This is a genomic window from Dyadobacter sp. 676 (genome assembly GCF_040448675.1).
Classification (GTDB): domain Bacteria; phylum Bacteroidota; class Bacteroidia; order Cytophagales; family Spirosomataceae; genus Dyadobacter.
In genome coordinates, this window is the sequence record NZ_CP159289.1 from 7,027,994 (window position 1) to 7,040,512 (window position 12,519).

A 12,519-nucleotide genomic window follows, 5' to 3' on the forward strand; every position below is an offset into this window, starting at 1 on the left:
ATGTCAATCCCGATGAAACCATTGAAAACATACATAGGAACGGCTCTGCTCCTGACCATCGGCGCGAGTTCCTGCAACAACGACCTCACCGAAAAAATTTACTCAGAGGTGACGGAAGACACCTACAACTATTCCAATGCTTACCAGGCAATGAGCATCGCCTATGCGAACATGCGCAACCTGATCTCCCACACGCATTGGTACATGGCGCAGGAATCCACCGCCGACGGCATTGTGATGCCTGCCAACGCTTCGGGCTGGGACGACGGCGGCATTTACAAACGCATGCACCTGCACACCTGGAATTCGGAAAACCCGCAGATCAACAGCATGTGGAACACGTTCTATTCCGGTGTGATCAATGCCAACCGGGTGATCGACCAGTTGCAGAACGATAAAATCACGGTCCCTGCGGGTATCACGAGGGAAGCTCTGATCTCCGAAATGCGGACGGTGCGGGCATTCTTTTACTGGATGCTTTGTGACAATTTCGGCGACGTGCCGCTTATCACCACGCGGTCCGAGGGCCTTCCCGGGAAAACCGGCAGAAAGGAAATTTACCAGTTCGTCGTAAAAGAACTCACGGAATCCATCCCTGCATTGAGCGAAGAGCGCAACACGCTGATGTACGGGCGTTTCAACAAATGGGCGGCCAAAACGCTGCTCGCGAACGTATACCTGAACGCGAGCGTATACGCAGGCGAAACCCGCTGGGAGGAATGCCTCGCCCAATGCAACGAGGTGATCGCTTCCGGCAAATACCGGTTAGAAACAAGCCTCTCCGCGCCTTTTGTGACTGAAAACCAAAATTCCGCGGAGATCGTGTTTGCCATTCCTTTTGAAGAAAACCTGGCCGGGGGGTTCAGCGCGCACATGTTCTCATGGCACGCGGCGCTGAAAGCGAAGGTCAATATGCTGGCCACACCCTGGGGTGCGGGCTCGGCAAAAGGCATTCCGCAGTTTATCGATACTTATGACGCCGACGATCAACGGTTAAAGGCCACGTGGATGACCGGCCCGCAGTTTGCTGCCGACGGTATCACGCCCTTGAAAGGATCGTACGACCAGGCGGGCAAGGATGTGGTACTCACCAACGCACTCCCCGACGGCCTCTATACCGGCGAGGCGGAAGGTTACCGGATGAATAAATTCGAAGTAAAAGTGCAGGCCCAGGGCAGTTTGGGTAACGACTTCCCGGTTTTCCGTTACGCACAGGTACTAATGATGAAAGCCGAATGCCTTCTGCGCACAGGCAAGGCAAACGATGCCGCCATGGTGGTGTCGCAGGTGCGCGCACGGGCATTCGCCGAACCCGCCAAAGCAACGGTTACCGGAGCCGATTTGCAGGAGGGCAGCACTTACCATTATGGTTATGTCGAAAATTACAAAGTGGTCGATCCCGGCAACACGGCGGCGGTACAGTACGGCAGGATGCTCGACGAGCTGGGCTGGGAATTTGCCTGGGAGGGCTTCCGCCGCCGCGATATGATCCGCTTCGGAGTGTATACAACCAAAAGCTGGCTGTCGCACAAGCCCAACGGCGATTTCAGGGCGGTATTCCCTATCCCGCAGATCGCCATCAATTCAAACCCCGAACTCAAACAAAACCCCGACTACAACTAGCAATATGAAACGAGTGCTGACGGCATGTGTCTTGCTGACCACCGCGGGCTTCGGCTTTGCGCAGAGTACCGGCAACACCGAAGTTTCCCAAAAGGTAATGCAGGAAATATTCGAGGAAATCAAGACACCCTACAAATACGGCGTAGTAATCCCCCAGCCCGACAGCGGCAGGATGGTCGACAGCCCGACGGTGTTCCGCAAGGACGGCGTCTGGTACATGACCTACATCGTTTTCGATGGTAAGGGTTACGAAACCTGGCTCGCCAAAAGCGACGACCTGTTGCTATGGACGCAGCTCGGCAGGATCATGTCATTCACCGAGGACACCTGGGATGCTACGCAGAAAGCCGGCTATGTAGCATTGGTAGATACGCAATGGGGAGGCAGTTACGAGGCCGAAAGGTTTGAAAACAAATACTGGCTCTCATATCTCGGCGGCTCAGAAAAAAGGCTACGAAGCGGGCCGGCTCGGCATTGGCGTCGCCGCGAGCACGGATCTGACCAAAGCGGGCGAAGTAACGCGCCTGCCCGGACCGGTACTGTCCGCCGCAGATAAAGATGCCCGCTGGTATGACGATAAAACCATTTACAAAAGTCTGGTCATCCGCGACAAAGTTCGCAAAACCGGCCATCCGTTTGTGATGTATTACAATGCCAAGGGTGAAAAGGGCGACGCGAAAGGCCAGGGTTTCGAAAGTATCGCCATGGCTGTTTCCGACGACATGAAGCATTGGAAACGCTTCGGCGACAAGCCATTGATCACCCGGAATACCGGCATTTGCGGCGACGCCCAGATCGCCGGGATCGGAGCTGTTTATGTGATGTTCTATTTCGGGGCATTCTGGAAACCGGGCGCATTCGAACGCTTCGCCTGCTCGTACGACCTCGTGAACTGGACCGACTGGACCGGTCCCGACCTCATTTCCCCCACCGAGCCCTACGATAAAACTTACGCCCACAAGCCCTGGGTTATCAAATGGAACGGCGTCGTATACCATTTCTATAACGCCGTAGGAGATCAGGGCCGCGTCATCGCATTAGCCACCTCCAAAGATTTACGAGCCCAAAACACCCCCCTGATCCCCTCCAACAACACCCGATCAAACCTGACAACACCTGACCAAACCTGACCACACGCAACCACCGCAATGAAAAAACGCCTGTTCTTCGCAGCCCTGCTGATCACCCTGCAAGCCACCGCCCAGAGAGAAGCCGGTTACACCCCGGCCAAAGCCCCGCTGCGCTCCAACCCTTACAGCGAGCTGCCTTTGGGCACCATCAAACCCCACGGCTGGCTTAAAGAAATGCTCATTCGCCAGAAAAACGGCGCCACCGGCAAACTCGACGAGCTTTACCCGCTCGTGATGGGGAAACGCAATGGATGGCTCGGCGGAGACGGCGACCAGTGGGAACGTGGCCCCTACTGGATCGACGGCCTTCTTCCCCTCGCCTACATCCTCGACGACCGGGAACTCATCGCCAAAACGAAACCCTGGATAGAATGGGCCATCGCCAGTCAGCAACCAGATGGCTATTTCGGTCCTTCGAAAGATTATGGCCATGAACCGGGCGTCCAGCGCGATAACAGCCGCGATTGGTGGCCCAAAATGGTCATGCTCAAAATCCTGAAACAGTACTATTCGGCTACGGGCGATCAAAGAGTGATCGCGCTGATGACCAACTACTTCAAATACCAGTTGCGGGAACTGCCCTCGAAACCGCTGGATAACTGGACGTTCTGGGCAAAGTACCGGGGGGGCCGACAACCTGATGGTCGTTTACTGGCTCTACAACATTACCGGCGAGGAGTTTTTGTTAGATCTGGGCGACCTAATCCATCGGCAGACTTTCGATTACACCCATGCCTTTCTCAACACCGACCTGCTCTCGACCACGGGCAGCATCCATTGCGTAAACCTGGCCCAGGGGATCAAAGCGCCGCTGATTTATTTCCAGCATCACCCGGAACAGAAGTATCTCGATGCCACAAAAAAGGGTTTCGCGGACATCCGCAAATTCAACGGCATGGCGCACGGGCTGTACGGCGGCGACGAGGCGCTGCACGGCAACGACCCTACGCAAGGCTCCGAACTGTGCTCCGCCGTAGAGATGATGTTCTCCCTGGAAAGTATTCTCGAAATCACCGGCGACGCGGGTTATGCCGACATGCTCGAAAAAGTAGCTTTCAATGCATTGCCGACGCAGGCTTCCGACGATTTCATGACGCGCCAATACTTCCAGCAGGCCAACCAGGTGATGATGACACGGCACCAGCGCAATTTCGACGTAAACCACGGCGGCACCGACCTCTGCATGGGGTTGCTTACCGGCTATCCCTGCTGCACTTCCAACATGCACCAGGGCTGGCCGAAATTTGTACAAAACCTCTGGTACGCCACGGCCGACAAGGGCATTGCCGCATTGGCCTATTCGGCGAGCGAAGCGAATATCGACCTGCCGGGCGGTGTCCGGGTAGCTGTAAAGGAGGAGACTTCCTATCCTTTTGAAGAGACCATCAGATTTACCGTGAATCCAACCGCCAAAGCCGTATTCCCTTTCCATCTGCGGATTCCGGCCTGGTGTAAAAAAGGTGCGATAAAGGTAAACGGAAAGCGCTGGCTGGAACCGGAAGGCAACCAGATTGTGAAATTAACCCGCGAATGGGAGAAAGGCGACATCGTGGAGCTGACGCTTCCAATGCACATTTTCAAAAGCACGTGGGCGGAAAATTCAATTTCCGTGGAACGCGGGCCGCTTACGTATGCATTGAAAATCGGGGAAACGTCGAAACTGGTGAAGAACGACAAAGACCCTGTCGACTACGGCGCCAGTTATACGGAGATTCGCCCGACGACCCCATGGAATTACGGACTGATCCTCACGCCCGACAGCAAGCTGGAAGAGCAATATAAATGGGAGGTCGTCAAACCGTTTTCCCATTATCCGTGGAACCCCGAAAACGCACCTTCGCGGATCAAAACGAGGGCCCGGCGCATTCCGTCGTGGGGACTGTACAACGAAATGGCCGGCCCGGTCCCGTACAGCGTTACTTATCAGCTCGAAACCGAAGACAAGGAGGAGGATATCGTGCTCATCCCCTACGGTTGTACCAACCTTCGCATTTCGCAATTCCCGGTTATCCGTAAAAAGCAGGATTTTTGATTAAACAGAATCTCATATGCAGCATACCATTAAAATATACCTTGGCGCGACCGTCGCATGGTGCATTCAGGTATTCCCGGCCGAAGCACAGCAGCGCGTCCAGCCCGTGCATTTCTCGGAAGTGACCATTACCGATCATTTCTGGAAACCCAAACAGGAGAAAGTCGCTACCGCGACGTTGAATGCCTGTATTATCCAGACAGAGGAGAAGTCGGGCCGTATCCGGAACTTCGAAAAAGCGGGCCGCAGGCAGGGCGAAAAACACGAAGGCATCTACTACGACGACAGCGATGTGTATAAGGCTATCGAAGCCATGGCTTACTCGCTCAAAAACCGCCCCGACGCCGAACTGGAACGTAAAGCCGACGAATGGATCGACAAAATCGCCGCTGCCCAGCTTCCGGACGGGTACCTGAACACCTATTACACGTTGACCGACCTCAAACTACGCTGGACCGACATGGAAAAGCATGAGGATTACTGTGCAGGACATTTGATCGAAGCGGCCGTCGCCTATTACAACACAACCAGCAAACGGAAGTTACTCGACGTCGCGATCCGCTTCGCCGACCATATCGATTCCACTTTCCGCGTCGCCAACCGCCCGTGGGTATCAGGACACCAGGAAATCGAACTGGCATTGATGAAACTCTACCATCTCACGCGGGAAGACCGTTACCTGAAACTCGCCGACTGGTTTCTCGAACAGCGCGGGCATGGCCACGGCAAAGGCAAGATCTGGGACGAATGGAAAGATCCCAAATACTGCCAGGACGATGTGCCGGTCAAACAACAGAAAGAAATCACTGGTCACGCCGTGCGCGCGATGTACCAGTACACAGGCGCGGCCGACGTCGCCTCCGTGACCAGAGACCCTGGCTATCTGAACGCCATGACGGCCGTTTGGGAAGATGTGGTGTACCGCAACATGTACCTTACCGGCGGAATCGGCTCATCGGGCCATAACGAAGGCTTCACCGACGACTACGACCTGCCCAATGGCGCGGCTTACAGCGAAACCTGTGCCTCGGTAGGTATGGTTTTCTGGAACCAGCGCATGAACTCGCTCACCGGCGACGCCAAATACATCGATGTTCTGGAAAGAAGTCTTTACAACGGCGCATTGGACGGCCTGAGCCTTGGCGGCGACCGCTTTTTCTATGGTAACCCGCTATCGTCGGCCGGCAACAATGCCCGGAGCGCGTGGTTTGGAACGGCCTGCTGCCCTTCGAACGTCGCCCGGCTGGTGGCTTCCGTGGGCGATTATATTTACGGAAAATCAGAAAGCCGGATATGGGTAAACCTGTTTATCGGAAGCAATACCGATTTCCGGATCGGGAAAACCACGGTGCCGCTGAAAATGGAGACGAATTATCCGTGGGAGGGCAACGTCAGAATCAGGGTTACGCCGGCGCAAAAAGTAAAGTATGCATTGAATCTCCGCATTCCGGGCTGGGCCACGGACACGCCCGTACCCGGCGGGTTGTACAATTTCGCGGCCGCCGGCAATGGAAAAGTGGAGATCCTGCTGAACGGAAAACCGGTTAATTATGAAATGGATAAAGGTTACGCGGTGATCGACCGCACCTGGCAGAACGGCGACGAGATCGAAGTGCGGCTGCCGATGGACGTCCGGCAAATCAGGGCGCGCAAGGAGGTCAAGGCCGATGAAGACCGCATCGCACTCCAACGCGGGCCGATCGTGTATTGTGTGGAGGGCGTCGACAACGCCGGGGAGGTGTGGAACCTGCTCGTTCCGGCAAATGCCTCGTTTACTACAGGAACAGGCCGGGTACTCAACGAACCGGTCGTCACGATTCAGGCCAACCTGCAAGTTGTCAAAGCCGCACCGGACGGTTTAAATATCAGAACGGAGCCGCAAACGGTAACGGCCATCCCCTACTACACCTGGGCCAACCGCGAACGGAGCCCGATGCAGGTGTGGCTGCCCATGAAGATCAAAAATATCAAAATTGCGGAGTAGCCGCATTTTTGTAACGTCTTACGCGCAATGCGGCCTGCTCCTTGTGCCCCATAAATCCCTCGATTTCGCACAAACGCATGCCATATTCCCCGATGACCACGCTCGCTTCCGGCGTACAACGCTGGTAAGTGCAGTTTTTCAGAAACTTTCCGACCCACAGTCCGCCGGTATACCTGGCCGCCTGGCGGGTCGGGAGCGTATGATTTGTACCGATCACCTTATCCCCGTACGCCACGTTCGTTTCCGGCCCCAGGAAAAGCGCCCCGTAATTGGTCATATTTTCAAGAAAATAGTCGGGATTGCGGGTGAGCACCTCCACATGCTCGTAAGCGAGCCTGTCGGCCTCCGCAAGTGCCTCCGCTTCGTCAGCAACCAGGATTACCGCACCATTGTCCCGCCATGCTACGCCCGCTATGTCGGCAGTGGGCAGGGTTTCCAGTTGCCGCTCTATTTCGGCCAGCGTTTTCCGGGCGAGTTTTTCGGAAGTGGTGATCAGCACGCCCGGAGACGTTGGCCCGTGCTCGGCCTGGCCCAGAAGATCGCAGGCGACCATTTCGGCGTCGGCGGTTTCATCGGCGATGACCAGGATTTCCGTCGGTCCGGCAAACAAATCGATCCCCACGCGGCCGTAAAGTTGTCGCTTGGCCTCTGCCACGTAAGCGTTGCCCGGTCCGACGATCATGTCCACGGCAGGGATCGTTTCCGTTCCCAACGCCATGGCAGCCATAGCCTGCATGCCGCCGAGCAGGTAAATCTCGTCCGCACCCGCCATATGCATCGCGGCGACAGTCGCAGCGGGGATTTGCCCCTTGATAGGCGGCGTACAGGCGATTACCCGCTTTACACCTGCTATTTTGGCGGTAAGAACGCTCATATGTGCCGACGCGACCATCGGGTAGCGCCCACCAGGAATGTAGCAGCCTGCACTGGCGACAGGGATGTTCCTGTGCCCCAAAATGACACCGGGAATAGTCTCGACCTCGATGTCGCGGATCGACTCGCGCTGCTGTTGGGCAAAAAAACGGATTTGCCGTTGCGCGAAGGCAATGTCGTCGATCACCTCCCGCGGGACCGTCGCTATAATTTCGCCGATCTGCTCTTCGCTCAGCTTGAACGAACCGGGCGACCAGTTGTCGAACTGCCCGGAATATTTTCGGACGGCGGCGTCGCCGTTGGCTTCGATATCCCTGATAACCCCGGCCACGACTGCTTTCACCTTTTCGTCGGCCTCATGCTGCTCGGCGGCGCTTTTGCCCGCTTTTATAATGGTTGCCATATTTGGAACTGTATTTTTGGTATTCAAAAGTAAAATTCCCGCCGCCGCATTGCTATTACTTTTATAGCGGTTTGTAATACAATTTTTCAAACCCCAAAAATCATTGAGGCAGTGCTACTTTCCTGCTCAATCATGATACTATCTTTCACAAAATAGCAGGTTTTGAAAAATTGTATTAGTTTACAATACAATCCAAAACCCACCTTATGAAAGCTGTTGAATTCCATTTGCCACAGGACGTCGACAAGTCCTTCATTGTATTTCGCGAAACGGGCGATTTCTTCCCTGCACCGTGGCATTATCATGCTCACTACGAATTCGTTATGGTCAACAAAAGCACGGGCAGGCGGATGGTGGGCGACCATATCGGATACTTCGAGGAAAACGACCTTGTGTTTATGGGTTCGTTGCTGCCGCATGTGTGGGTCAACGATCCGATCTACCTCGAGCGCCGCGCACCGGAAAAAGCCGATGCCCTGGTGATCCACTTCACGGACGATTTCCTGGGAGAGGATTTTATGAATATTCCGGAAATCGATGATTTTAAAAAAGTGCTCAAACTGGCCGACCGCGGTATGGCTTTGCGAGGGGAAACGAGGGACAAAATCAATGCGCTGATCCGCCAAATGCCCGCACAGAATGGCCTGCAAAGGTTATCGTCGCTGATGCTGATCTTCGATATCATGTCAGGCACCACCGAATTCGACCTTTTGGCCAGCCCGCGCTTCGTCCAGAATTTCCATTTCGGCTCGTCGGATCGCTTTAAAAAAATCACGGGTTACATTATGCAGAATTTCGACAAGGACATCAGCCTCGCCGAAATCGCGTCCGTCGGCAATATGGGCGTCACCGCTTTTTGTAACTTTTTCAAGGAACAGTTCCGCGTCACTTTTGTGGAATACCTCACCACCGTGCGCATCGGGCACGCCTGCAAGCTGCTTTCCCAGCACGACCGCAATGTCGTCGAAGTCGCCTACGAATGCGGGTTCAACAATCTGGCCAATTTCAACCGCCAGTTCAAGAAACTCAAAAATATGACGCCCAGCGATTACCGGAAGACGCTTATCATCCGGTAACGGCCGGGGAGGCATTGTGAAATATAGTATCAGGCTCGCAGCGTCCGGATCATTGCCAGCAGCTTCTCGCGGATTTTCGCCTCCGTTCCCGGCGCCATACAACTGTACCGGCAACGCCAGGTTTCATAGCCGCCGCGTTCCATTTCATGCCGGGGCGGCACGTAGCCGGCATTCCCGTTGGCCATCGTAATGGTAAAATAGCTGCCGGTACCGGCCTGTGTTTTCAGGTAGAGTCCGGTTTCGGAGAAAAATTCGCCCGCTAAGCCACCTATAATCCCGCTTCCGATCCTGATCGCCTGCGCCGGGCATTCGCGGATAGCCGGCATTTCGGCCAGCAACAGCTGTTCTCGTGCATAAATCCGCTTCAAACCTTCGTCGTCGCAGTCAATGGTTTCAAAACGCGCCCCCGCTATCATCCGGGCGGCATTTTCCAGTTCTTGTGCCGACGGTTTTACGATTTCGCAGGGTATGGATTCGAATATTGCCTCCAATACGGGTTCGGGCTGCCATTCCAGGCTGCCGAGGCTATCCACCAGCCGGTCGGCCAGGTCGTGGCCGATGAACTTGCTTTTTTCAAACTGTGCCTGCGGGTAACGCCCCCCATCCACGAAATCCCAAATATTGACGTCTCCGCTGGTACCGTTGCTCATCATTCCAACGAACTCCCCGCCGGCATTCAGCCGCTCGCGCAAACGGTGGGAAAAGCAACCAAAATAATCCGCGGAGATGTTACCGTTTTCCCAATCTCCCACATAATGCAGCGAATAATTTCCCAAAATGCCGATCCACCGGCCGTCAAGCCCCTGAACAGCCAGAAAACCCAGCTCGGGATCGGTGGGAGCCACGCTATGGTCGATATATGCCTCCACGCCGAACGGATTGGTCTTTACCTGATCGGTCCCGCCGGTTACCGGGTTCAGGGGCATGTAGCCGGGCTTCATCGTGTAACGCCTGCATCGCAGGTGCTCCGGCGCCGCCACCGAGCCGAACGCGACCCGGGCAGGGCGAAGTTGCTGCAAGGCCGCCTGAACAGCCTCCGCAATACGCCCGGGCAGCATTTTCTCGTAAGCGGGATCGAGGCTGCCCAAATGTACATCCGCCACGGAGCCCGCCGCGTGCGTATGCGTGCTCGCTATAAGCACATGGGAATGGGCAATGCCCGTGCGGGAAGCGATCAGCGTTTTTACACCGTCTACAAATTCCTTCGGCATTACACAAATATCGACGATCACGAGCGCGACCGTCTCTTCTCCGCTTTTCATGACCAGCGCTTTCGCAAAAAGATCGTCATGAATGTGCGTTGCGTAATGTGTTATAAAATCGCCATTGATGCGCGTGCCGAGAGGTGGCGTGGTTTTAACCTCGGCGGCGCCGGCCAGGAATGGGGTTACGAAGTTCATTTGGTTTAACTAAAACAGGATTTCTAACTCATTTCCAGGCATTTCTCAGAAAACGAAGCCAGTTTTGATTCAATATGTTATCGATGTCCTCGTCCTTGTACCCCCGGTCGGCCAGCATGCTTTCGAATTTTTGCAGATCGGCGATGGAGTTAAGGTCCCAGGGCGACTGCTCGGTTCCGAAAATGCCGTCGAGGTCGCTCCCGATAGCCACGTGCCGGCTGTTCCCGGCAATCTGGCAAATATGGTCCCAGTGGTCGATCAGATTGGCCAGCCGGATATCCAGCTGCCACGGATCGGAAACCATATCGATAAACCGGATATCCATTGCCCAGCAATCGAGCATTCCCCCCGATCACCGCGCCGCGGCCGATCAGCCGTTTAATCTGCTCGTCGGTCAATTGCCGCTGGTTGGGCACAATTTTACGCACATTATGGTGACTCGACCAGACCGGCCCCTCATAAAAATCCATCACCTGGTCAAAGCCCTCGTCCGTTAAATGGGTGGTGTCGAGGATCATGCCGAGCTTCGACATTTCGCGCATAAGCTCAAAACCCGACGGCGTTACCGGCCCCCGGGTTTTGGTCCCCGGCGCATACCGCCCCGGCCCGAAATGCGAAAGCCCGACGGCCCGCAGACCGTACGCGTAAGCACGGTGCAGGTACGATACATCCACCAGCGAGTCGGCGCCTTCCAGGCTCAGAATATAGCCAACAGGCCGTTTCTCGCCTTCTGTTAAAGGTTTGTCCCAAAGTTTTAAATGGGCTTCCAGGCCGGTAAGATCGGTAATCTGCGCCATTTCGCCTAACGCCTCCATTTCGCGGTACCAGGCCAGTTGCGCCTGCGTCATCGCCCATGCCTGTTGCGGCGAATGCCAGCCTGCCAGCGCGCTGCCGAAGGGTGTGTACCGGGCCAACTGCGTCGCCACGACGATGGCTACATTGCCTTTTCGCAGTTCGGGCAGACAAACGGTGCCCTTTCCGCGGTCGTTTTTATCCGTCATGTGCATTTCCCGCTGCCGGATTTCGTCCAGCGGGCGCGTAAGGTCCCGGTTCCACTCGATCGCGTTCATCGCCAGGTCGAGGTGAGCGTCGAATATCCATCGGCCCATCGTCAATTCGATCCGTTTTTAAGTTGTAAGGCTACTTCTTCGGGTTGGTTGTATCTGCCGATCAGGTCGCGGATTTCGAGGCTGAATTTGCCCAGCAGCGCTTTCCATTTGTCCGCTTCACCGGGCCGGTAACTATAAAATCCCTCTCCCTCCGCCATTCCCCACTTACCCTTTTCCATCATTTCACTGAAAAAAGCCGGTAATACGGCATCGGTTGCCAGTTCGCGGTTCAGGTCTTTCATTACCATTCCGTAGGCATAGGTGCCCATCAGGTCCATATAACGCAGGTTTCCCGCAAAAGGGAGATAGTACCCGGCATCGTTCCGGCAGGCGCGGTCGATGTCCTCTGCATTGGCATAGCCATTCTGCACCAGAAAAAAGGCCTCGCGTATGAGCGCGCCCAGGAGACGCATACGTATGCCCGTGTTCCCGCGTATCACGTAAGGGTCTTTGTTCCAATGCCGCCTCGCGAGTTCTTCGAGCCAGGCGGCCCGGGAAGTACCGGTTATGTCGTTGGCGATGATTTCGAGAAAAAACGTCGTATCGGCAGGTTCCGTCCAGTTCAGACCTATGATGCGTTCGGGATACAAGGCGTTTTCCTGCAACACGTCCAGGCCGATGGACTCCGTATTCACGCAGATCAGCGTTTCGCCGGGCACCGCTCCTTCGATCGCCCGAATCCAGTCCGTTTTAACGGCTTCGTTTTCTTCGGTTACCAGGATCACCAGGCCGGCCTCTTGTAACCGCTCTCCTTTCAACTCCGTCAGTACCCGAAACCCGGCCCCGTTCAGGCAGCTTGCGATACTGTCCGCAATGGGATGTGTCCCCAGCAGGAGCGCCGGTTCATGGCTGCTTTCTTTCATCGGCTGACAGGCCCGCGGCCCGGTTT

The 12,519-nt window shown here is 55.4% G+C and carries 8 protein-coding genes and 2 pseudogenes; 6 read left to right on the forward strand and 4 right to left on the reverse strand.

Going from position 1 to position 12,519, the window contains the following annotated elements; translation table 11 throughout:
• The first annotated feature begins 12 nt into the window (after window positions 1-12).
• The 5 genes and pseudogenes from ABV298_RS30750 (at window position 13) to ABV298_RS30770 (ending at window position 6,769) form a co-directional block, all read left to right on the forward strand.
• Window positions 13-1,623 carry a RagB/SusD family nutrient uptake outer membrane protein gene (locus ABV298_RS30750; protein ID WP_353719939.1) on the forward strand — a complete coding sequence of 537 codons (1,611 nt, stop codon included), beginning with the start codon at window positions 13-15 and terminating at the stop codon, window positions 1,621-1,623.
• A 404-nt stretch (window positions 1,624-2,027) separates the two neighbouring features.
• Entirely contained in the window at window positions 2,028-2,753 is a 726-nt protein-coding gene (locus ABV298_RS30755; RefSeq protein ID WP_353719940.1) for a hypothetical protein, read from the forward strand.
• Between the two features lie 234 nt (window positions 2,754-2,987).
• A pseudogene (locus ABV298_RS30760) lies at window positions 2,988-3,275 on the forward strand (hypothetical protein); the annotation flags it as partial.
• A 118-nt stretch (window positions 3,276-3,393) separates the two neighbouring features.
• Window positions 3,394-4,785: a beta-L-arabinofuranosidase domain-containing protein gene (locus tag ABV298_RS30765; RefSeq protein ID WP_353719941.1), complete on the forward strand. Its 1,392-nt coding sequence runs from the start codon at window positions 3,394-3,396 to the stop codon at window positions 4,783-4,785.
• 16 nt (window positions 4,786-4,801) lie between these two features.
• Window positions 4,802-6,769 (forward strand): beta-L-arabinofuranosidase domain-containing protein, encoded by a 1,968-nt coding sequence (locus ABV298_RS30770; protein WP_353719942.1) that lies wholly within the window; start codon window positions 4,802-4,804, stop codon window positions 6,767-6,769.
• Here ABV298_RS30770 and hisD read toward each other — a convergent pair.
• Window positions 6,753-8,045 (reverse strand): histidinol dehydrogenase, encoded by a 1,293-nt coding sequence (hisD, locus tag ABV298_RS30775; RefSeq protein ID WP_353719943.1) that lies wholly within the window; start codon window positions 8,043-8,045, stop codon window positions 6,753-6,755. The genes ABV298_RS30770 and hisD overlap by 17 nt on opposite strands.
• Window positions 8,046-8,251: 206 nt before the next feature.
• On the opposite strand from hisD, the gene ABV298_RS30780 reads away from it, so the two are divergent.
• A complete protein-coding gene (locus ABV298_RS30780) occupies window positions 8,252-9,121 on the forward strand; it encodes an AraC family transcriptional regulator (protein WP_353719944.1) in 870 nt (289 codons plus the stop codon).
• Window positions 9,122-9,150: 29 nt separating this feature from the next.
• On the opposite strand, the gene ABV298_RS30785 is transcribed toward ABV298_RS30780, so the two are convergent.
• The 3 genes and pseudogenes from ABV298_RS30785 to ABV298_RS30795 form a co-directional block, all read right to left on the reverse strand.
• Window positions 9,151-10,521 carry a hypothetical protein gene (locus ABV298_RS30785; RefSeq protein WP_353719945.1) on the reverse strand — a complete coding sequence of 457 codons (1,371 nt, stop codon included), beginning with the start codon at window positions 10,519-10,521 and terminating at the stop codon, window positions 9,151-9,153.
• Window positions 10,522-10,549: 28 nt separating this feature from the next.
• A pseudogene (locus ABV298_RS30790) lies at window positions 10,550-11,630 on the reverse strand (membrane dipeptidase).
• 2 nt (window positions 11,631-11,632) lie between these two features.
• On the reverse strand, window positions 11,633-12,493 hold the full coding sequence (locus ABV298_RS30795) for a 3-hydroxyacyl-CoA dehydrogenase family protein (RefSeq protein ID WP_353719946.1): 861 nt from the start codon (window positions 12,491-12,493) through the stop codon (window positions 11,633-11,635).
• Window positions 12,494-12,519: the final 26 nt, after the last annotated feature.